The sequence below is a fragment of the Gordonia sp. HS-NH1 genome (genome assembly GCF_001418765.1).
Lineage (GTDB): Bacteria > Actinomycetota > Actinomycetes > Mycobacteriales > Mycobacteriaceae > Gordonia.
Genome location: NZ_LIYC01000002.1, coordinates 230,638 through 250,874, shown reverse-complemented (window position 1 = coordinate 250,874; position 20,237 = coordinate 230,638). Strand labels below are relative to the sequence as shown.

Here is a 20,237-nt window from a genome sequence, read left to right as displayed (position 1 = left end):
CCCCGGGCCGGGTGTCGGCGCGTCAGGCGTGGAACCGACGGCTCACTGCGTCGAGGAGCGGCCGTGACGGAGCCAGCGGGTGAACACGAAGCCGTCGTCGTCGGTGATGATCGTCGCCGGACGCAGGGCGCGTAGCACCGCTGACCCGTCGGCGGACCCCGAGCCCCCGGTGGCCACGATGCGCCCGGCGTTCCCCCCGACCAGGTGCGGGCTCGTGGTCAGGCAGAGTTCGTCGAGGGCGTCGGCCGCCACGAGTGAACCCAGCAGGCTGGGGCCGCCTTCGCAGAGCACACGTGACCATCCGCGATCGGCGCACCGCTCCAGGATCGCCGGTGTCGACACGGTGTCGTCGCCGCAGTCGAGCAGGGTCGCGCCTGCGTCGAGCAGCGCTCGCCGACGATCAGCGGGTGCGCTGGTGCACGTGAGGATGACCGTGTTCGGGTCGGACACGGGCTCGAAGTCGGGTGGTATCGACAGCGATCGGGACACCAGCGCGAGTGCCGGCGCAGGGGCCTGCCCCAGCGATTCGCGATGCGCGGCGAGAGCCTCGTCCGGCTGGGGCTGGCCGTAACCCTCGGTCGTCGCGGTGCCCGCGCCCACCAGGATGACGTCGGCGAGTCCGCGCAGCACGCGGAAGACGGCCTTGTCACCGGGTCCACCGAGTCCGCCCGATTTGCCGTCGTAGGTGACGGCCCCGTCGATCGACGACACCATGTTGGCGCGTACGAACGGCGCGGCTGCGCCGGGACCCGACGACGGACGAGGTGGGTAGAGGTAGAGCTCGGCCAACCGGTCCAGTTCGTCGTCGGGTGTGACCTGGGTCGCTTTCTGCAGGTGGAACATGTGTCCATCATTCCGCGGATGGCTACTCTCCACACATGGTGGCCCGACTCTGCGATCGCAACCCTGCGACCTCGCCCGACGCACTCATCGACGAGATGGTGCCCCCGTCGACCTTCGACGACGTGAGCTTCGACTCCTACATCCCCGACCCGAACGAGCCGTCGCAGGCCGAAGCGGTGGCCAAAGCGCGCGACTTCGTGGTGCGAGCGTCGAAGGCGCGCTCCGGGAAGAAGGGCCTGTTCTCGCGCAAGTCACCGTCCCAGGGCGTCGGCCTCTACCTCGACGGCGGTTTCGGCGTCGGCAAGACCCACCTCCTGGCGTCCATCTATCACTCGATGCCCGCGCCGAAGTCGTTCGCGACGTTCGTGGAGGTGACCCACGTGGTCGGCGCGCTCGGCTTCGTGAACGCGGTCGAACGACTCTCGCAGCACACCGTGCTGTGTATCGACGAGTTCGAGCTCGACGACCCGGGCGACACGATGCTCGTCTCGCGGCTGCTCACCGAACTCACCGCCAAGGGCGTCTCGATCGTGGCCACCTCCAACACGCTTCCCGGACAGCTCGGCGAAGGCCGGTTCGCCGCCCAGGACTTCCTCCGCGAGATCCGCAAACTCTCGGCCGTGTTCGAGACGATTCGCGTCGACGGTCCCGACTACCGTCATCGTGATCTGCCGCCGGCACCGGAGCCGCGCAGTGAGTCGGAGCTGACCGCGATCGCCGAATCAACCGAGGGTGCGACCCTCGACGACTTCGACGCTCTGTGCGACCACCTCAGCACGCTGCACCCGTCGAAGTACAAGGACCTCGTCGACGGCGTCTCCCTGGTCTGCATCTCGGGAGTGCATCCGGCAGAAGACCAGTCGGTGGCGCTGCGCCTGGTCGTGCTCGCCGACCGCCTCTACGACGCCCACATCCCGGTCACCGTCGCGGGAGCGAAGCTCGACGAGATCTTCACCGACGAGATGCTCGCCGGTGGCTATCGCAAGAAGTACCTGCGCGCGACGTCGCGTCTGCTCGCCCTGTCGCGGTTCGCGGAGTCGGCCGCCTGAACTCCGGGCCGACACCATGGTCGGCCCGCACGCTTGAGGTCGTAGCGTGCTCTCCATGACCGCTGCGATCTGGACTGACGGGGTGCCCGTCCAAGGGCTCGGGCTGATGCGACTGACCGACGACGGATGGGGCGACAGCGACCGTGACCCGGCCACGCTCGTGCAGGTGGCGCTCGACGAAGGAGTCACACTTCTCGACACCGCCGAGATGTACGGCAACGAGGACATAGTCGGACGGGCACTGGGTTCCCATCGCGATCAGATCACCCTCTGTAGCAAGTTCGGCGTGTACCGGGGTGACTCAGGTCGTCACGACGACTGGTACGTGCGCGCCGATCCCGCGACCGTGCGCACAGCCGTCGACGGTTCGCTTGGTCGGCTCGGTGTCGATCACCTCGACCTCTACTACCTGCATCACCGCAGCGAGGAGACGCCGATCGAGGAGACCGTCGAGGCGATGGCCGAGTTGAAGCAGGCCGGCAAGATCCGCGCTCTGGGACTGTCGAATGTCACGCTCGAGGACATCCGCCGTGCACACGCCGTGCATCCGATTGCGGCAGTGCAGGAACAGTGGTCACTGACGCAGCGCGGTGTCGAGGACTACCTGCCGACACTCGCGGAGCTGGGAATCGCGTTGGTCGCGCACTCGCCGATGGGGCACGGGGTCCTGAACCAGAACGCCGACGGGGAGCTCGCACACGAGCTCTCTCGTATCGCTTCGGAGCTCGGGGTCGGGGCCGGACAGGTCGCGCTCGCGTGGGTCCACCAATGCGCGCGTCAGACCCAGGGGACCGTGATACCTCTTCCCGGAACGAGCAGCGTCAGCCACCTGCGCGCGAACGTGGCCGCGTCCCGCATCGAACTGGGGGACGTGGACATCCGCCGGCTCACAGCCGCAGTGTGAACACGTAATCGTGCTCGACGCTGTCCCCGAGGGCGAAGGTCTTCTCTCCGACACGCGTGAAGTCCATCTTCGCGTAGAACCGCTGGGCGCGGACGTTCTGCTGGTTGACACCGAGCCACACGACGCTGCTGCCGTGTGATCGGGCACGCTCGAGCGCCGCGGTCATCAGCAGACGGGACGGGCTGGCGCCCTGGCGGGAGTGATGGTCGGGGAGTACGTACAGCTTCGACACCTCGGTGACCGGACGTCCGGTGACGACGGCACACACGTCGGGGTCGGTCGGTTCTCGGTGGAAGACCAGCGCGTAACCCACGATCGGACCGCCGGCGCCGTCGCGTGCCACCAGGACGTCGGTCTGCGGCTCGGCGATGTGTTCGCGAAAGTTGTTCTCGCGCAGTTTGTTTTCGATGAAACCGGAGATGTCGTCGGGGGTCGCGTGCGGTGGGCACGCGAGCGGGAACGTGCGTGCGGCCACATCCGCGACCGAGGCTGCGGCGGCGGGATCGGTCACGAGTTCGACGGCGAAGGCGATGTCGTCCACGTCTGTCACGACAGCGGACGAGCGGGGTCGGCGGTCCAGGCGTTCATCGACCCGTCGTAGACGGCGACGTCCTCCCGGCCGAGGGTGCGCAGCGCGAAAGCGGCGGCGGTGGCCGCGATCCCGCCGCCGCAGTAGGTGACCGGCCGCACCGACGGGTCGAGGGCGCCCGCGTTGCCGAACAGCTCGCGCAACTCCTCGAGTGGCCGGAGTCGGCCGGAGTCGTCGACGAGGTCACCGAACGGGACGTTGACACTGGACGGGATGTGGCCGTTCGCGAACGATTCGCGGTCGAGCGCGTTGACCAGCAGGACAGAAGAATCGGCGGTGGCGTCGGCGACCTCGGCGGTGGACACGACGCGCTCGGGCCGGCGACGCGGGGTGAATGATGCTGCCGGATGGGTGACCTCGCCGGTCTCGACCGGCAGACCGGCCGCGGTCCAGGCGGAGTACCCGCCGTCGAGGACGAGCACGTCGTCGAAGCCCTCGAGTCCGAACTGCCACCACAGGCGGGTGGCCCAGATGCCGTTCACGGTGTCGTAGACGACGACGGTCGAGTCGTCGCCGATCCCCAGGCCGCCGATCGCCGCGGCGAATCGGGCCGAGTCGGCTGCCGCGAAGGGCGCTTCGCCGTCGGGATCGCTGAGGTCGGCGATCTGGTCGGCGAACACCGCGCCCGGCAGGTGCCCGGCCAGATAGGTGTCGCGCCCGGAGGCGACATGGGCGCCGTCGGCGTCGAAGGTCAGGTGAACGGTCGCGTCGACGATGCGCAGGTTCTCCTCGCCGAGACGGGCGGCGAGGTCGGGGGCGGAGATGAGCGAGGTCATGACAGACACCGTAGTCCCGTCGGTCACCGGAGAGGTTCGGCGAGGAAGTCCGCGAGGTCGACGGTGCGCGTGCGCGCCCAGTAGTCGACGATCCGCCACGGCAGGACGGCGACGACGCGGCCATCGGGGTTGCGGTACCAGTTGGTCATCGCCGGGTGCGTCCACACCATCGTCGCGTGGGCACGGTCGACGGCATCGTTGTATTCGTCGGTGACATCCCGCCGTACTTCCAGTGCGCCCAAACGGTTCTCGATCATCGCGCGAATGGCATCACAGACGTAGCGCACCTGGTATTCCAGGATGCTGATGAAGCTGCCGCCGTGTCCCAGGGCGGTGTTCGGTCCGGTGAGGATGAACAGGTTGGGGAAATCGGGGGCGGTGATGCCGAGATAGGCGTAGGCGTCGTGATCACCCCACGCCTCGACCGTGTTCTGCCCGCTGCGTCCCACGATGTCCATGGGGTACAGGTAGCGGTCGCTGTGGAATCCGGTCGCGAAGACGATGATGTCGAAGTCGTGTGCGGTGCCGGTGCCGTCGACGAGCCCGCCGGGTGTGACGCGCTCGACACCATGCGGGACCAGCTCGACATTCGACCTGCGCAACATGCGAAACCAGCCGTTGTCCAACAGCATCCGCTTCCCGAAGGGCGGGTAGTCGGGGGTCGACAGGTCGACGAGGTCGGCGCGGTCGCCCAGCTCGGAGCGCAGGTAGCGGAGATAGAACTCGCGGTGACCGTGATTGACCGCGTTGATCGACGCGGTCTGCTCCGGCCAGTCCGGGTCGACGTGCAGGGTGGAGTGGACCTTGTCGTTGAAGATCCACGACAGCCGTGCGCGATACCACTCGCGATATCCGGGGAGGTTGTCCATCAGCCAGTGCACGTTGTCGCCGACCGGTGCGAAGTAGTCGTCGTTCGGCGCGATCCACTGCGGTGAGCGCTGGAAGATCGTCAGGGACCCGACTCGATCGGCGATCGCCGGCCCGATCTGCATCGCACTGGCACCGGACCCGACGATGGCGACCCGCTTGCCCGTGAGGGCGCCGGGCTCGTCCAGTTCGTCGGGCCACTGCGCGGAATGGAAGATCGGGCCGGTGAAGCCGGCCATGCCCGGGAGCTCGGGAAGCTTGGGACGGTTGAGGATTCCGACCGCGCTGATCAGGATCCGGGCGGTGAGTGTGTCCTGGTGGCCGTCGCGGTCACGGACGTGGACCGTCCAGCGCTGGGTGTCGGTGTCGTAGGCGGCCGAGAGGACCTCGGTGCCGAATCGGACCCGGTCACGCACCGCGTGCCGGTCGGCGAAGGCCTGCAGGTAGCCCTGCACCTCGTCGCGTTTCCCGAAGTGTGTCGACCAGGGGTGGTCGAAGGACGAGATCGAGTACAGGTAGCTCGGTGTGTCGACCCCGGCGCCGGGGTAGTGGTTCTCGTACCACGAGCCGCCCACCTCGTCGTTCTTCTCCAGCACGGTGTGCTCGACGCCGGCCGCGGCGAGCTGCGTGGAGATCAGCATGCCGGCCACTCCGGCACCGATCACCAGCGCGTCGATCGACGTCGCGAGATCGGCCGGCAGGGTCGGGAGATGCCTACCCCGCAGGTCTCCGCGGACGATCTCGGTCATCATCGGCGCGAATTCCGGAGCCACCTGCTCGCCCGCGGTGAACGACATCAGTGCGGCGACGAGGGTCTCGTCGGCCGGCTTCCGCTCGGGACGACCGCGGTCATACCAGTCGTCGAGGGCGTCGACGACCGCCTCGCGGATCTCCTGCTGGATGTCCTCGGCGAGACCGCCCGAGGAGTTGTCGTCCATGCCGCGGCTACGCGTCGGGCGGTACCGGTCCGCCATCCACCGCCGGTCGCCGGTCATCTCCACGAGAACGGCGAGCAGGGTCGGGATGTTGCCGTCGGCGACCGCCGCGCGGATCTCCGCGGTGTGCGGCCGGGTCGACCGTAGGGAAACGGATGTCATGACTGAAACTAACCACTGTTAGTAGTGCCTCGTCAATACCAACTTCAGACACCGATATCGACTATTGACGCCGCGATCGGCGTGTGTAAGTGTGGGCTCAGTCATACTAACGCTGGTTAGTGATCACGGAGGATGGACATGGATCTCAGCGAAGCAATGCGCACGACGGGCACCTGCCGCTACTTCAGCGAGCGGCCCGTCGAGGACGACGTGCTGTACCGGGCGTTCGACGACGCGCGGTTCGGCCCGCAGGGCGGCAACCGGCAGCCCGTTCGCTGGGTGGTCGTCCGCGACGAGGTCACGAAGAAGGCGCTCGCCGACCTCTACCTGCCGTTCTGGGAGGGCTACTACGCGGCGGTCGTCGAGGGTTCGAAGAAGGTCGGTGCGGTACCCAAGACCGTGGAGAGTGCGAACTACTTCGCTCATCATCTCGCCGAGGTGCCCGCCCTCATCGTGGTCTGCGCCGAGATGGAAGGACTGCACCCCACCGACCACGAGCTCGGCAGGCTCAGCGTCGTCGGCGGGGCGTCGATCTACCCGAGCGTGCAGAACCTCACCCTCGCGCTCCGGCAACAGGGCGTGGCGACCGCGCTGACAACCCTGCTGTGCGCCGCCGAGAACGAGGTGAAGGACCTCCTCGGCATTCCCGAGGGATACCTGACCGCCGCGCACATCGCCGTCGGCTACCCGCGTGACGACTTCCCCCGCAAGCTGACCCGGACCCCGGTCGAGGAGATCACCTTCCTCGACCGGTTCGACAACCGGATGTTCGCGTGAGCGCCCCCGCCGTGGACTCCAGCACCCGCGCACTCACATCGGCACAGACCTCGAAGCTCGGCCGGGCCACCGTCGGTGACCAACTACGACGCCTGGCCCGGTCCCAGGGTTCGACACCGGCGATCGTGGCCTACGACGCGCAGGGCGGACGGACGTCGACGTCGTACGCGGAACTCGACTCGATGGCCAATCGGGTCGCGCATGTGCTGCTCGACCTCGGCGTCGGACGAGGGGACCGGGTGGCGGTGATGAGCCGCAACCGGGTCGAGACGGTCGCCACCTACTACGGCGCGCTGAAGGTCGGCGCCGCGTACTCCGGCGTGAGCCCGATGTTCCGGGAAGGCGAAGTCGCACAGCAGCTCCGTCACCTGGAGCCGACGGTGCTCGTCGTCGAAGAACCCCTGTCCGCGCTGGCCGGTCCCATCGCCGACGGTCTCGGCATCTCGGTGCTCGTCGTCGGTGACGACGACGCGAACTCGTGGAACTCCTTCGACGAGTCGGTCGCCGCGGCAGACGATTCCGAACCCGACTGCGACGTCGACGAACACGACCTCGCGATGATCGTCTACACCAGCGGGACCGAGTCGACGCCCAAGGGCGTCGAGATCGCTCACCGGAACTACCTCATCTCCACCTCGCCCGCATACACGTGGGGGCTGCGCTGCCGCAACGACGACGTGTGGCTCTACGTCATGCCGTTCCACACCATCGCCGGAATCGGTTCGCTGACGTCGCTGACGCTGCTGGGCGCGACCCTGGTACTGCCGGCCGCGGTCGACCCGGCGACGGCGTTGCGGATGATCCGGGACGAGAAGATCTCGGTGCTGGCGCAGACGCCGACGTTCTTCATCGCGCTGGCCAACCACCCCGACTTCGGCCCCGCCACAGTGGGTTCGGTACGTCGGTGCCTCACCTACGGCGGTCAGGTGTCGCCGCATGCGGTCGACGCGTGGGCCGCGGCCACTCCGGAATCGGTGTGGGGCACCTACTGGGGGCAGTCCGAACTCACCCAGCTCGGCTCCGTCGGCTGGTTCCGGCGGCTCGAGGACGTGCCGGATCAGGACCCGACCTGGATCGGCAAACCGGTCGGGCACCTGGAGGTCCGGGTCGTCGACGCCGACGGCAACGACGCCGAGGAGGGCGAGCTGCTGTGCCGCACACCGTCGGTCATGCTGGGCTACTTCAAGGACCCCGAACGCACCGCGCAGGTCTTCGAGGGCGGTTGGGTGCACACCGGTGACATCGTCCGTATCGACGCCGAGGGCAACCTGTTCTTCCGCGACCGGCGCAAGGACATGATCAAGACCGGCGGCTTCAACGTCGCCTCGCAAGAGGTCGAGCGAGTGCTGCAGGCGCATCCCGACGTCGAGCGCGCCGCCGTCGTGGGGTTGCCCGACCCGTACTGGTCGGAGGCCGTCACCGGTTTCGTGGTGCTCCGCCCCGGCGCGGAACACACCGGTGCCGACATCCGCGAGTACTGCCGGACCGACCTGGCATCGTACAAGGTGCCCAAGGAGGTCTACGTCGTCGATGCACTGCCGACCGATGCTCAGGGCAAACTGCTCAAACGCGAGTTGAGGAAGGCCTATGGAACCGGTCAGGGCTGAGGACGACGCCATCGAGGCAGCCGACGATCACCGGCAGCGGACGGATCGACGGCCACGCCGGCGCCGCGACGAGATCGTCGAGGCCGCCGCCGGTTACTTCGCCGAACACGGATATTCCAACGCCGGGATGCGCGACATCGCCCAGGCCGTCGGTATGCGAGGGGCGAGTCTCTACAACCACTTCCAGTCGAAGGAGGAGATCCTCTACGCGATCGCGCTGCGCATGACCGAGGACCCGCAGGAGGACCTGCTGCTGCTCGATGCCGAGGGCGGTCCCGTCGAACGGCTGACGAACCTCATCGAGGCGCACGTCCGGCGACTGGCGCGACACCGGGTGGAACACCTTGTCGCCCTCCGGGAGCTGTCGGCGCTGACGCCCGAGCACCGACGCGTGGTCACCGACTACCGCAAGTACTACCAGCGTCGTATCCGCGATGTCATCGACGCCGGTGCACGGATGGGGCTGTTCGAGGTTCGCGACCCGCACCGATCCGCGGTCGCGGTGCTGGACCTGATGAACGGGATCAGCTGGTGGCTCAACGACTCCCACGATGTCGACCAGCTGGCACGCGACTACGTCGACTTCACGATCGGTGGCGTGCTCCACCACCGTCCGACGTCGTGAGCGGCCCGCTCGCCGGGGTGCGGGTGGTGGAGATGCCCGGTCTCGGGCCGACGCCGCACGCGTGCATGCTGCTCGCCGATCTCGGCGCCGACGTCCTCCGGATCCGGCGCCCCGGCCCCGATCTGCCCGGGCCCGACGGCATTCCGGCTGCCGACGCCGGTCTGTACCGGTCACGACGCAGTGTCGACGCCGACGTCAGGGACCCCGCCGACCTGGCCCGCATCCGCGAGCTGATCATGCGCGCCGACATCGTCGTGGAGGGTTTTCGGCCGGGCGTGATGGAACGTCTCGGACTCGGTCCCGAGATCTGCTCCGACGCACCGCGACTCATCTATGCACGGATGACCGGATGGGGGCAGGACGGCGACCGCGCCCCGAGCGCGGGACATGACATCAACTATCTGGCGGTCACCGGTGTACTCGAGGCGATGGGTCCGGCCGGAGCGCCGCCGGTGCCGCCGCTCTCGCTCGTCGGCGACTTCGGCGGTGGCTCGATGCTGCTCATCGTCGGGGTGCTGGCCGCCCTGCACGACCGCACGCGCACCGGTCGCGGTCAGGTGATCGACGCCGCGATGGTCGACGGCGCCGGCCTGCTCGCCGCGCTGCAGTGGTCATGGAAGGCGGCCGGACGCTGGCGTTCTCGGGACCAGGGCAACCTGCTCGACGGGTCGGCGCCGTTCTATACCACGTATCGGTGCGCCGACGGCAGATTCATCGCCGTCGGCGCGCTCGAGGAGAAGTTCTGGCGGAATCTGGTCGACACCCTCGGGGTGGGTGATCTGCCCGACCGGTGGGACCGCGCCTCGTGGCCGGTGATCGGCGCCGCACTGCAAGCCCGATTCGGAACGCGCACGCGCGACGACTGGGGGAGTGTGTTCGCCGATGTAGACGCCTGTGTGACACCGGTTCTCGACTTCGACGAGGCCGCCGCTGACCCGGTCGCGGTGCAGCGGGGCTCGTTCGTCCGCCTGGACGACGCGATCACGCCGGCGCCCGCGCCGCGCTTCTCGCGGACCGTGCTGCCCGCCCCCTCCTCGCCGTCGGCGGTCGGGCTGGGGGAGATCGTCGACGAATGGTCGGTGGCGACCGCGACGGCACGCTGATCGCAAACGAAAAACCCCCGGTCAGACCGGGGGTTTTGTCGTGGTGCGCGATACAAGGATTGAACTTGTGACCTCTTCCGTGTCAGGGAAGCGCTCTCCCACTGAGCTAATCGCGCGGGTATGGAATTGTGCAGCGTTGGAGGTGGCGACGGGAATCGAACCCGTGTACACGGCTTTGCAGGCCGTTGCCTCACCACTCGGCCACACCACCAGATGCGAGTCGACTCGCGCCGAGCGGATGACGGGATTCGAACCCGCGACCCTCACCTTGGCAAGGTGATGCGCTACCAGCTGCGCTACATCCGCATGCCCACGAGCGATCTTGTGGATCTTGCTGCTCGCGGTGCGAAGAGAAACTTACGCGATGGTTTCCGAACTATCCAAATCGCCTGGTCAGAGGCGTGGGCGAGAGTGAATCCGCAGCATGTGATTCACCCGCGGGTGCAGATCGCCATGCAGTGACATGGCCCACCGCCGGAATTTGGGACTTCTGCGCAACCCGTGTAATCTTCTGGCTCGTGCACAGGCGCCCCTGTCACTGACAAGAGGCGCCCGACACGGTCCCGTGGCTCAGTGGAAGAGCGTCCCGTTCACACCGGGAAGGTCGCTGGTTCGATCCCAGCCGGGACCACCGAACGACAAGAGCCTCGCCGAATTCCCGGCGAGGCTCTTGTCGTTGGGGGCGCTTCCGCGGTTCGGCACCTACGGTCAGGACGACTCCGGACGACTTTCCGCTACCTCCGGCGTGAACGAGTGCTGCCGTAGATACCGGATCACGTCGTCGTCGATGGGGCCCCGCGCCGAACTGGTCGTGTCGCCGTGAACCTCGGCGTGCAGCCGCTCCATCCGCTGATCCAGTTCGTTCGCCGTGCGGGCCGCCGAAGCGAGCTCTGCCGACAGGTGGTCCGGGACGCGGCCGTCGTACTTGTAGAAGATCTTGTGCTCCAGCGTGGCCCAGAAGTCCATCGCCACGGTCCGGATCTGGAGTTCGACCACGACCTCGACGGGACCCGTGGACAGGAACACCGGGATCGCGACGATCGCGTGCAAACTCTTGTAGCCGTTGGGTTTGGGCGCCGCGATGTAGTCCTTGATCTCGATGACCCGGATGTCGTCGTGTGAGGTCAGGGTCTCCAGGATTCGGTAGGTGTCCGCGATGAAGCTGCACGTGACGCGGATGCCGGCGATGTCGGTCAGTTGTGCGCGGATCGACGGCAGGTCAGGAGAGATGCCCTTGCGCATCGCCTTGCGGAGGATGCTCTCGGGTGTCTTGACCCGCGAGGTCACGTGCTCGATGGGGTTGTAGTGGTGCAGGTGGAGAAACTCTGTACGCAGGATGGTCACCTTGGTCAGGATCTCGTCGACCGCGAACTGGTACTCCATCTGAAACCGGGTCAGGTCGTCCCGCATGTGGGCCAGATGGTCGAGGATCTCCCGGTCGATCGGACTGTCGCTGGATACTGTCATCGCTCCTCCGCGGGTACACGAACCGGTGGACACACAATCGACCACCGACCACCGACCATAGAAGCCCGGACCGTTCCATGGGCGCCGCGACCGGTCGAGCGCAATGGCGGACGGCATCCACGCTGCAGTGCGGCGTTCGATTGATCGGATGAACAAAGCCAGTGACCTCAAGTTTCGGCACCGCGGATGGATACGATGCGGCGGCAGTTGTAGCGATCGGTGGCTCACGGCTGCAGGCGGACGCTTGGAGACAGACATGACCACACGCTGTGGCTGGCTTGCTGGAGTCGCCGCGCTCACATCGGCTGTCGTTGTCGCGTTCGGTGCCGGTGATGCCTCGGCATCGCGCGGCGACTATCTCGCCATTCTGCAGTCGCAGGGGATCTACACAACAACCCCCGGAGCGGCGTCGTGCTTCGACCATCCCGGCGACGGCGCCAGCGGTTGTAGCCGACGTTTCACCACAGCTGACGACGCGCTTCACACCGGCTACTGGGTGTGCGGTCAGCTGGACACCGGCCGTTCGTCATCGTCCATCGCCCACGCGCTGTACGCAGCGGACGGACTGTTTCTCAGCAAGGAGAACTCCGCCATGGTCGTCACCGCCGCGCAGACAGAACTCTGCCAATGAAACGACTCATCACCGGAATGCTGGCCACGATGGCACTGGGTGCGGGTCTGCTCGTCGGCACCGGGCAATCGTCCGCCATCACTGTCGCCGAGCAGGCTTTCGTCAACAAGGCGCGAACCCTACCCACTGCAGCCTGGCCGAACAGTCGCTACACCACTGACGCGGAAATGGTTGCAGGCGGCTACCGGGCCTGTGGGGTCATGGACCGACATGCGGACACTCAGATTGCCGAGCGGGTCTTCTACAACCCTGACGGCAGCTACCAGCCTGCTTACGAACAGCGACTGTTCTTGCTCTACGCGACCCAGGACCTCTGTCCTCGCCACGCATATCGCTACGAGAACTTCTGAGGAGATCACTGATGGCCAGAAAGTCCGTCGCCGGAATAGTCATGGCAGCAGCGGTCATCGGCGCTGTGGCCGGCGTCGGCGGGGCGTCGGCGGCGCCGTCTTCGGTTCAACGCGAAGGCGGACCCTGCTATCAGCACGAGTACGGCATGGACTCTGCCGACGGCACGCTGTACTGCTCCGCCGAAGTAGCTGGTTGGCGCAGCTACGCCGTAACCCGTGCGCCCAAGGTCCGTATCGGCACCCCCTGCCCGAAACTCGGTGCTCGCGCGATGGTCTATCAAACCGACGGCACCGCCACGTGCCGGCAGTCGAACAGCGCCGGTTTGCGGTGGCAGTGGTAGTTGCCGCACCGGCGTTCCGTGAGTGCGGCGCGGCGATCGGTCGAGCTCAGTAAGGACTGCACCCCTGCACGAACACGGGCCGGTAAGGCCCCGCCACCGCGTCGATGTCGTGAAGAAGCCGTGCCAACACGACGACCGCATCGTCCGCGGACCGTTGCTGCGGTGCGGCGAGGAGTGCGTGGCCGTACTGCATCGTGTCCGTGGCGACGATCCGTACCCGCCACCCCGGGGCGTCGAGGGGCGGTGACTGGATGTCGCTCAGAAGACGGCATGCGGACCGCTGCGCGAGCTTCTCGCCGTCGCTTCCTGACGACAGACGGACGAGTGCCTCGGCGGCACGGCGCTGCTCGGGCCTGAGGGCGGCGTCGTCGGGGAGCGGCCAGAGGTCGATCCGCGGGCGCACGACGTCGGACGGGGTCTCGACCGCGATGCGAATCGGTGGAGCCGGACCGTCGACTGGGCTCGACGAGGTGGCGCGCGTCATCGCGGCCCGCTCGATGCCGTTGTCTATGCAGGCCACGGCCAGTGTCAGAGTCGCCGCAGCGAGTGCCGGCCCGAGTGTCCAGGGCGCTTTCGGTGGCATGGTGTCGTCCCCAAGGTGATCTCGTCACCCACCGGGATCAACGGTAGCCCGCCCCGAACCGTCGGAACCCGACTGTCTGCCGAACAACCGACCGCTTCCCGCGGCGTTTCGAGTGAGCCATGTCACAATTCGGGCGTACTCTCGCCGCGTGGCCGAGAGGACTGCCGTCGAACTGCCGGAGTCGTCACGCCCTGCGCCCGCATCGGTGTCGACGGCAGCGATCGTCGGGGCGGCCGTCATCGCGATCACGGTGATCGCCTGGCACATCGCGGCATTCCCCATCACCAACCCGTTCTACGGACTGTTCGAGAACGCCACCGACGTCCGCGTCTACCGGGCGGGCGCCGCCACCGTGCTCGACGCCGCACCGCTGTACGACGCCCCTGTCCTGTGGCGTCTGCACTTCACCTACCCGCCGTTCGCCGGACTGGTCTTCGTCCCGCTGGCTCTGCTCACCGAGAGCATGGCCCGAATGGTCTGGTGGGCGATCGGTTTCGCCGCGCTCGCGGGCGTCGTCGCGATGAGTCTCCGGAGCCTGAACTACCGACTCGATGCGCGTCTCGGCGTGTTCGCCGTGCTGATCGCGATCGCGTCGACCGCCCTCGAGCCGATCCGCACCACCATCTGGCTCGGCCAGGTCAACCTTCTGGTGATGGCGTTGATCCTGATCGACCTGGTGTTTCTCGGGAGGTGCTCACGGTGGCGCGGGGTGGCCATCGGAGTCGCCGCCGGACTCAAACTGACGCCGCTGTTCGCCGTCGTCTACCTGCTGGTGACCCGGCAATGGCGTGCGGCCGGCACCGCGGTGGCGACCTTCGCGGCGACCGTGGCGATCGGATTCCTGATCGTTCCGGCCGACTCGTGGGCCTACTGGACCCGTCACCTCGCCGACACGGACCGCATCGGCCGGGCGGATTCACCCGCCAACCAGTCGGTGCGCGGATTCGTGTCCCAGTTGCTGGCCCACTGCGACATCGGACGGTTTGCCGAGCGCGCGCCCGGCGGGCCCGTCTTCGTGGCGCCGACGTGGCTGTGGCTGCCGCTCGCGCTGATCGTCGCCGGTCTGGGGTTGCTCGCCGCGGTCCTCGCTCATCGCGAGTCGCGCGACCTTCTCGCCGCGACGATCGTCGGGATGACGATGTGTGCGGTCTCGCCTTTCGCGTGGGGGCACCACTGGGTCTGGTGCGTACCCCTGTTCATCGTCGCGCTCGACCTGGCCATTCGGCGGGGGAGGACGGCGGGTGCGTGGTGGTACTGGCTCGCTCCGATGGGCGTGGTCGCCCTGACGTTCACCTGGTGGCGGCACTGTTGGGACAGCGGGCCCTACCTGACGTCGGATCACGCGATCGCCCTGGGGCTGTTCATGATGCCGCGCGACCCGAACGGCTCCATCGTCGACGACGTGCTCGTCGTGCTGTACTCCGGGTGCTATCCGCTTCTGCTCGCGGTCACGGTGTCCGCGACGCTGATCGACGCCGCGCTCATGTGGCGTCGCCGTCGAACGCCGAGCCTGCCGGCGCCGGAGGACGCCGCTGTGATCGCGTAGCCTGGACGTCACTTTCCGGGCCGAACGAACAGGGTGGGAGACGATGCCGACACCGGGGGCGAGCGAGTCCGGAGTGAACGAGACCTCCACACCGGACCCGGCGCGGAGCGTTTCGTCGAATCCTGCTGCCGGGCGCGCCGACGTCGACCGCGGATCCCGCCGGCACCGCCTGCGAATCCTCGCCCGCCACCGTCGGTTCGTGGTGCGCAGCAACCCTCGCTGGCACGGCATCTACCGCATCGCGGTCGGGACCATCGGCACGATCGTCCTGCTCTGCGGCATCCTCGCGATCCCGTACCCGGGCCCCGGATGGCTCATCGTGTTCCTCGGGCTGGGAATCCTGTCGTCCGAGTTCGAGTGGGCGCACCGGCTGCTGAAGTTCGCGCGGGCCAAGTACGACGCCTGGATGGAATGGATCGGCCGCCAGCACTGGTCGGTGCAGGCCATCTTCTGGCTCGGCACCTGCGCGATCGTGATCGCGACCCTGTGGTTGCTCGGAGCCCTGCACACCGTCGCCGGCTGGGTGGGCCTGGACTACAGCTGGCTGGCGAGTCCCGTCTTCGGCTGATCGCGAGGGCCACAAGGTAGGGGTGCACTCCACGACGACGCGGCGCGGATACCATCAGAGTCGCAAACGTCCCGACCCGGACGCGTCTTCGCGTGTCCGCCCCGACCCTAGGAGCGCCCCCGTGCCCGACGACGTCCAGGTGACCAGCCCCGCCACGATCCGTGTGCCGGCTGGGACGACCGCGGGCACCGCACTGCGCGAGGCCGTGTTCCCCAACAAGGGGCCGGAGGCCATCGTCGTCGTCCGTGACGCGGACGGCGATCTGCGCGACCTGTCGTGGGCACCCGACGCCGACACCGACGTCGAACCGGTTGCCGCGAACACCGAGGCCGGCCGCAGCGTGATCCGGCATTCATCCGCACACGTTCTCGCACAGGCGGTCCAGGAGCTCTTCCCAGAGGCCAAGCTCGGCATCGGTCCGCCGATCAAGGACGGCTTCTACTACGACTTCGACGTCGCCGAGCCCTTCACACCCGAGGACATCGCCGCCCTCGAGAAGAAGATGAAGCAGATCATCAAGTCGGGTCAGCGATTCTCGCGGCGGGTGTACGCGTCGAAGGACGAGGCCCGTGCCGAGCTGGCAGGTGAGCCGTTCAAGCTCGAGCTCATCGACGACAAGGGCGCCGCCGACGACGCCGAGGTCATGGAGGTCGGCGGTGGCGAGCTGTCGGTCTACGACAACCTCAATCCTCGTACCGGCGAACGCATCTGGTGCGATCTGTGCCGCGGGCCGCACGTCCCGACCACCAAGTACATCGCGGCCTTCAAGCTGACCCGCAGCTCGGCGGCCTACTGGCGCGGTGACCAGGACAACGCCGACCTCCAGCGCATCTACGGCACCGCGTGGGAGTCGGTCGAAGCCCAGGACGCCTATCTGGAACTGCTCGCCGAGGCGGAGAAGCGCGACCACCGCAAGTTGGGCGCCGAACTCGATCTGTTCAGCTTCCCCGACGAACTCGGGTCCGGCCTGCCGGTGTTCCACCCCAAGGGCGGCATCATCCGCAAGGAGCTCGAGGACTATTCGCGTGCCCGCCATGTCGCGGCCGGATACGACTTCGTCAACACGCCACACATCACCAAGTCGCACCTCTACGAGGTGTCCGGACACCTCGACTGGTACCGCGACGGCATGTTCCCGCCCATGCACGTCGACGCCGAGTACGACGAGGACGGGGCGGTTCGCAAACCCGGGCAGGACTATTACCTCAAGCCGATGAACTGCCCGATGCACAACCTGATCTTCCGTGGCCGGGGCCGTTCATATCGCGAACTGCCGCTGCGGATGTTCGAGTTCGGCGCGGTGTACCGGTACGAGAAGTCCGGTGTCATCCACGGTCTGACACGCGTGCGCGGCATGACCCAGGACGACGCGCACATCTACTGCACGCGCGAGCAGATGCGCGACGAGCTGACCTCGACCCTGCAGTTCGTTCTCGACCTGCTCAAGGACTACGGCCTCGACGACTTCTATCTCGAACTCTCCACCAAGGACCCGAAGAAGTTCGTCGGGTCCGACGAGGCGTGGGAGGAGGCGACCGCCACCCTCGCCGAAGTCGCGCAGGCGTCCGGGCTCGATCTCGTCCCCGACCCCGGCGGCGCGGCCTTCTACGGCCCGAAGATCTCGGTGCAGGCGCGCGACGCACTCGGCCGTACCTGGCAGATGTCGACCATCCAGCTCGACTTCAACCTGCCCGAGCGCTTCGAACTCGAGTACACCGCCTCCGACGGAGCCAAGCACCGCCCGGTGATGATCCACCGCGCGTTGTTCGGTTCGATCGAGCGGTTCTTCGGTGTGCTGACCGAGCACTACGCGGGTGCGTTCCCGGCCTGGTTGTCGCCGGTCCAGGTCGTGGGCATCCCGGTCGCGGAGACGTTCGCCGGGCACCTGCAGGGGGTCGTCGATTCGCTGGCGTCCGCCGGAATCCGTGCCGAGGTCGACAACTCCGACGACCGGATGCAGAAGAAGATCCGCAACCACACCACCGGCAAGGTGCCGTTCATGCTGCTGGCCGGCGAACGCGACGTCGAGGCCGGCGCGGTGAGCTTCCGCTTCCGCGACGGCACCCAGGTCAACGGCGTCCCGGTCGCCGACGCGGTGTCCGTGCTCGTCGAGTGGGTTCGGAGCAGGCGCAACGAGTCGCCCACCAAGGAGCTGATCGAGACCGCCCTGGGCGACGTGGAGACGGTCGTGGTGGCGGGGGCACTCGATGAGTGACGCCGCGTTCGGGGACGCGCCCGGCGAGATCCGGGACGAGGGTGTCGGCGTCGGCGATCGCCTGCAGCGGTTGTGGAGTCCGCACCGGATGACCTACATCGCCGACCCGCAGCCGGCGGAGAAGACCGGGCACCCGTTCCTCGACATCCCGACCATGTCGGACGAGGACGGCCTCATCGTGGCGCGCGGCGAGGCCGTCTACGCGGTGCTGAACCTGTACCCGTACAACCCGGGGCACACCATGGTGGTGCCGTACCGGCAGGTCGCCGACCTCGAGGACCTGACCGCCACCGAATCGGCCGAGCTGATGTCGTTCACCCAGCGGATGATCCGGACCATCAAGTCGGTGTCGAACCCGAACGCCTTCAACGTCGGTCTGAACCTCGGCTACGCGGCGGGTGGCTCGCTGTCCGAGCACCTCCACCAGCACATCGTGCCGCGGTGGATGGGTGACGCGAACTTCATCACGATCGTGGGCGAGACGAAGGTCATGCCGCAGTTGCTGCGGGACACCCGCGGACTGCTGGCCGACGCGTGGCAACGTCTGGGTGACTGACGTACGCGGCGTGCGATCGGGTGAGGCGATGTCAGACGATGGATGACCGGGAAGCGTCGGGGTGCGGCGCACGGCGAGATGGGGGAGGAACTCCGCGATGCTGAGCATTCTGGGTCGGGCGTCGGTCTCGAAGGTGACCCTCCCGATGGGTCGGGCGCTCCTGCGGACCGGACTCACGCCGGACTCGGTGACGGTGATCGGCACGCTCGCGGGCGTGGCGGCCGCGCTCACTCTGTTCCCGATGGGCCATCTGTTCGTGGGCACGCTGGTCATCTGGCTGTTCGTGATGTTCGACATGCTCGACGGTGCGATGGCGCGTGCCCGGGGCGGCGGTACGCGATTCGGCGCGGTGCTGGACGCGACCTGTGACCGCGTCGCCGACGGTGCCATCTTCGCGGGGCTGGCGTGGTGGTGCGCGGTCACCGAACCCCATCACCTGCTGCTCGTCGCGACCCTGATCTGTCTGGTGACCTCGCAGGTCATCTCCTACGCCAAGGCCCGCGCGGAGGCCAGTGGCCTCTACGGCGACGGCGGTCTCATCGAACGGCCCGACCGGCTGATCATCGTGCTCGTCGGCACCGGGCTCACCGGTCTCGGGTTGTGGTGGGCCGTACATGTCGCGATGTGGTTTCTCGCGATCGCCAGCGTGATCACCGTCGGACAGCGCATGTGGTCGATCGCCCAGTCGCCGGGTGCGCGCGACCTCATCCCGATCACCCCGAAACCCGGGGACACCGCCGAGACCGGTACCGACCTCGGGGGCTCCGACCCGCCGGCCGGCTCGGGCGGACAGAACCCACCTGCGGGACAACGATGACCGATTTCGGCGCGCTGGCGGCCGACCTCGGGTACCGGGCGGGCTGGGCCGCGGTCCGATGGGCACCAGAGCGGGCGGCGCGGGCTGTCTTCGACCGTGCCGGAGCCTATGCGGGACGCCGTCGCGGCGGTCCGGATCAGTTGCGGCGCAATCTCGCCCGTGTCCTCGGCGTCGAACCCGCGCAGGTGCCCGACGACCTCGTCGCCGACGCGATGCGCTCGTACGCGCGCTACTGGTGCGAGGCTTTCCGGCTGCCGGCACAGGATCGCGCGACCGTCACGTCGACCGTCACGCTCCCGGCGCCGGACCGGGCTCGGCTCGATGCTGCCGTGGCCCGCGGCAAGGGTGTGGTCCTGGCCCTGCCGCACACGGGCAACTGGGACATGGCCGGTGTGTGGCTGGTCCATCACTACGGCAGGTTCGCGACCGTCGCCGAACGACTCAAGCCGGAGTCGCTGTTCGACCAGTTCGTCGCCTACCGGGAGTCGCTCGGTTTTGAGATCTTCCCGTTGAGCGGTGGCGAGCAGCCTCCCTTCGGACGCCTGGCCGATCGGCTGCGCGCCGGCGGCATCGTGTGCCTGCTCGGCGAGCGTGACATCGCCCGGCACGGGGTGCCGGTCACCTTCTTCGGCGGGCGAACCAGGATGCCTGCCGGGTCGGCGCGGCTGGCGATCGAGACCGGCGCAGCGCTGCTGCCGGCCCATCACTGGTTCGAGGAGGCGCCCTACTCCCGGATGAGCTGCGGCGAGCCGATCGACACCTCCGGCGGCATCGAGTCCGCCACGCAGGCGCTCGCCGACGCGTTCGCGGTCAACATCGCCGCACACCCCGCGGACTGGCACATGCTGCAGCCGCTCTGGGAAGCGGACTGGACCGACCGGCAGCGTGGTCGTGTGGAGCAGGACGGACCGCCACCGTGACCGGCG

22 protein-coding genes and 4 tRNA genes are annotated in these 20,237 nt (G+C 67.8%); 17 read left to right on the top strand and 9 right to left on the bottom strand.

Going from position 1 to position 20,237, the window contains the following annotated elements; translation table 11 throughout:
* Positions 1 to 42 precede the first annotated feature (42 nt).
* Positions 43 to 843: a pyrimidine reductase family protein gene (locus AMD30_RS02970; RefSeq protein ID WP_055474665.1), complete on the bottom strand. Its 801-nt coding sequence runs from the start codon at positions 841 to 843 to the stop codon at positions 43 to 45.
* Between the two features lie 35 nt (positions 844 to 878).
* Here AMD30_RS02970 and zapE point away from each other — a divergent pair, with 35 nt between their 5' ends.
* Together zapE and AMD30_RS02960 are read left to right on the top strand one after the other, a co-directional pair.
* Positions 879 to 1,892: a cell division protein ZapE gene (gene zapE, locus AMD30_RS02965; RefSeq protein WP_010840907.1), complete on the top strand. Its 1,014-nt coding sequence runs from the start codon at positions 879 to 881 to the stop codon at positions 1,890 to 1,892.
* A 55-nt stretch (positions 1,893 to 1,947) separates the two neighbouring features.
* A complete protein-coding gene (locus tag AMD30_RS02960) occupies positions 1,948 to 2,796 on the top strand; it encodes an aldo/keto reductase (protein ID WP_197282730.1) in 849 nt (282 codons plus the stop codon).
* On the opposite strand, the gene AMD30_RS02955 is transcribed toward AMD30_RS02960, so the two are convergent.
* Genes AMD30_RS02955 through AMD30_RS02945 form a run of 3 tightly spaced genes read right to left on the bottom strand, consistent with a single transcriptional unit; the run spans position 2,780 to position 6,125 of the window.
* Positions 2,780 to 3,337 carry a GNAT family N-acetyltransferase gene (locus tag AMD30_RS02955; RefSeq protein WP_055474664.1) on the bottom strand — a complete coding sequence of 186 codons (558 nt, stop codon included), beginning with the start codon at positions 3,335 to 3,337 and terminating at the stop codon, positions 2,780 to 2,782. The two genes, AMD30_RS02960 and AMD30_RS02955, sit on opposite strands and share 17 nt — an antisense overlap.
* 5 nt (positions 3,338 to 3,342) lie before the next feature.
* The gene (locus tag AMD30_RS02950) at positions 3,343 to 4,161 is read right to left on the bottom strand and encodes a sulfurtransferase (RefSeq protein WP_055474663.1); all 819 of its coding nucleotides are present in this window, start codon (positions 4,159 to 4,161) and stop codon (positions 3,343 to 3,345) included.
* A gap of 23 nt (positions 4,162 to 4,184) precedes the next feature.
* The gene (locus AMD30_RS02945; protein ID WP_055474662.1) at positions 4,185 to 6,125 is read right to left on the bottom strand and encodes a flavin-containing monooxygenase; all 1,941 of its coding nucleotides are present in this window, start codon (positions 6,123 to 6,125) and stop codon (positions 4,185 to 4,187) included.
* A 138-nt stretch (positions 6,126 to 6,263) separates the two neighbouring features.
* Here AMD30_RS02945 and AMD30_RS02940 point away from each other — a divergent pair, with 138 nt between their 5' ends.
* From AMD30_RS02940 to AMD30_RS02925, 4 genes are read left to right on the top strand one after another with little or no spacing between them, the layout of a single operon-like run.
* Positions 6,264 to 6,902: a nitroreductase family protein gene (locus AMD30_RS02940; protein ID WP_010840912.1), complete on the top strand. Its 639-nt coding sequence runs from the start codon at positions 6,264 to 6,266 to the stop codon at positions 6,900 to 6,902.
* Entirely contained in the window at positions 6,899 to 8,509 is a 1,611-nt protein-coding gene (locus tag AMD30_RS02935; RefSeq protein WP_055474661.1) for a class I adenylate-forming enzyme family protein, read from the top strand. The genes AMD30_RS02940 and AMD30_RS02935 overlap by 4 nt, the downstream gene beginning before the upstream one ends.
* Positions 8,490 to 9,134, top strand: a complete 645-nt coding sequence (locus AMD30_RS02930; protein ID WP_010840914.1) for a TetR/AcrR family transcriptional regulator — start codon at positions 8,490 to 8,492, stop codon at positions 9,132 to 9,134. Before AMD30_RS02935 ends, AMD30_RS02930 begins: the two co-directional genes overlap by 20 nt.
* Positions 9,131 to 10,237: a CaiB/BaiF CoA transferase family protein gene (locus tag AMD30_RS02925; RefSeq protein WP_055474660.1), complete on the top strand. Its 1,107-nt coding sequence runs from the start codon at positions 9,131 to 9,133 to the stop codon at positions 10,235 to 10,237. The genes AMD30_RS02930 and AMD30_RS02925 overlap by 4 nt, the downstream gene beginning before the upstream one ends.
* A gap of 41 nt (positions 10,238 to 10,278) precedes the next feature.
* On the opposite strand, the gene AMD30_RS02920 is transcribed toward AMD30_RS02925, so the two are convergent.
* The 3 genes from AMD30_RS02920 to AMD30_RS02910 all read right to left on the bottom strand — a co-directional run bounded on the left by AMD30_RS02920 (position 10,279) and on the right by AMD30_RS02910 (position 10,543).
* Positions 10,279 to 10,353: transfer RNA gene (locus AMD30_RS02920), tRNA-Val, on the bottom strand.
* Between the two features lie 21 nt (positions 10,354 to 10,374).
* Positions 10,375 to 10,448, bottom strand: a tRNA-Cys gene (locus AMD30_RS02915).
* A 22-nt stretch (positions 10,449 to 10,470) separates the two neighbouring features.
* Positions 10,471 to 10,543, bottom strand: a tRNA-Gly gene (locus AMD30_RS02910).
* Here AMD30_RS02910 and AMD30_RS24430 point away from each other — a divergent pair.
* Both AMD30_RS24430 and AMD30_RS02905 read left to right on the top strand, forming a co-directional pair.
* The gene (locus tag AMD30_RS24430; protein WP_084817184.1) at positions 10,514 to 10,699 is read left to right on the top strand and encodes a hypothetical protein; all 186 of its coding nucleotides are present in this window, start codon (positions 10,514 to 10,516) and stop codon (positions 10,697 to 10,699) included. The two genes, AMD30_RS02910 and AMD30_RS24430, sit on opposite strands and share 30 nt — an antisense overlap.
* 97 nt (positions 10,700 to 10,796) lie before the next feature.
* A tRNA-Val gene (locus AMD30_RS02905) sits at positions 10,797 to 10,868 on the top strand.
* Positions 10,869 to 10,945: 77 nt separating this feature from the next.
* Here AMD30_RS02905 and AMD30_RS02900 read toward each other — a convergent pair.
* Entirely contained in the window at positions 10,946 to 11,704 is a 759-nt protein-coding gene (locus AMD30_RS02900; RefSeq protein WP_055474721.1) for a GTP pyrophosphokinase, read from the bottom strand.
* 256 nt (positions 11,705 to 11,960) lie between these two features.
* Here AMD30_RS02900 and AMD30_RS02895 point away from each other — a divergent pair, with 256 nt between their 5' ends.
* From AMD30_RS02895 to AMD30_RS02885, 3 genes are read left to right on the top strand one after another with little or no spacing between them, the layout of a single operon-like run.
* Positions 11,961 to 12,335 carry a DUF732 domain-containing protein gene (locus AMD30_RS02895; RefSeq protein ID WP_010840919.1) on the top strand — a complete coding sequence of 125 codons (375 nt, stop codon included), beginning with the start codon at positions 11,961 to 11,963 and terminating at the stop codon, positions 12,333 to 12,335.
* On the top strand, positions 12,332 to 12,685 hold the full coding sequence (locus AMD30_RS02890) for a DUF732 domain-containing protein (RefSeq protein ID WP_055474659.1): 354 nt from the start codon (positions 12,332 to 12,334) through the stop codon (positions 12,683 to 12,685). Before AMD30_RS02895 ends, AMD30_RS02890 begins: the two co-directional genes overlap by 4 nt.
* An 11-nt stretch (positions 12,686 to 12,696) precedes the next feature.
* On the top strand, positions 12,697 to 13,026 hold the full coding sequence (locus AMD30_RS02885) for a hypothetical protein (protein WP_014926601.1): 330 nt from the start codon (positions 12,697 to 12,699) through the stop codon (positions 13,024 to 13,026).
* A 46-nt stretch (positions 13,027 to 13,072) separates the two neighbouring features.
* On the opposite strand, the gene AMD30_RS02880 is transcribed toward AMD30_RS02885, so the two are convergent.
* Positions 13,073 to 13,609, bottom strand: coding sequence for a hypothetical protein (locus tag AMD30_RS02880; RefSeq protein ID WP_055474658.1), 537 nt, complete (start codon positions 13,607 to 13,609; stop codon positions 13,073 to 13,075).
* Between the two features lie 148 nt (positions 13,610 to 13,757).
* On the opposite strand from AMD30_RS02880, the gene AMD30_RS02875 reads away from it, so the two are divergent.
* The 6 genes from AMD30_RS02875 (at position 13,758) to AMD30_RS02850 (ending at position 20,231) form a co-directional block, all read left to right on the top strand.
* A complete protein-coding gene (locus tag AMD30_RS02875; RefSeq protein WP_084817183.1) occupies positions 13,758 to 15,155 on the top strand; it encodes a glycosyltransferase 87 family protein in 1,398 nt (465 codons plus the stop codon).
* A 43-nt stretch (positions 15,156 to 15,198) separates the two neighbouring features.
* Positions 15,199 to 15,723, top strand: a complete 525-nt coding sequence (locus tag AMD30_RS02870; RefSeq protein WP_055474656.1) for a TIGR02611 family protein — start codon at positions 15,199 to 15,201, stop codon at positions 15,721 to 15,723.
* Positions 15,724 to 15,844: 121 nt separating this feature from the next.
* A complete protein-coding gene (gene thrS, locus AMD30_RS02865) occupies positions 15,845 to 17,938 on the top strand; it encodes a threonine--tRNA ligase (protein ID WP_055474655.1) in 2,094 nt (697 codons plus the stop codon).
* Positions 17,931 to 18,494: an HIT family protein gene (locus AMD30_RS02860; RefSeq protein WP_004018806.1), complete on the top strand. Its 564-nt coding sequence runs from the start codon at positions 17,931 to 17,933 to the stop codon at positions 18,492 to 18,494. The genes thrS and AMD30_RS02860 overlap by 8 nt, the downstream gene beginning before the upstream one ends.
* A 97-nt stretch (positions 18,495 to 18,591) precedes the next feature.
* Positions 18,592 to 19,311 (top strand): phosphatidylinositol phosphate synthase, encoded by a 720-nt coding sequence (gene pgsA / locus AMD30_RS02855; RefSeq protein WP_055474654.1) that lies wholly within the window; start codon positions 18,592 to 18,594, stop codon positions 19,309 to 19,311.
* Positions 19,308 to 20,231, top strand: a complete 924-nt coding sequence (locus AMD30_RS02850; RefSeq protein WP_010840927.1) for a phosphatidylinositol mannoside acyltransferase — start codon at positions 19,308 to 19,310, stop codon at positions 20,229 to 20,231. Before pgsA ends, AMD30_RS02850 begins: the two co-directional genes overlap by 4 nt.
* Positions 20,232 to 20,237: the final 6 nt, after the last annotated feature.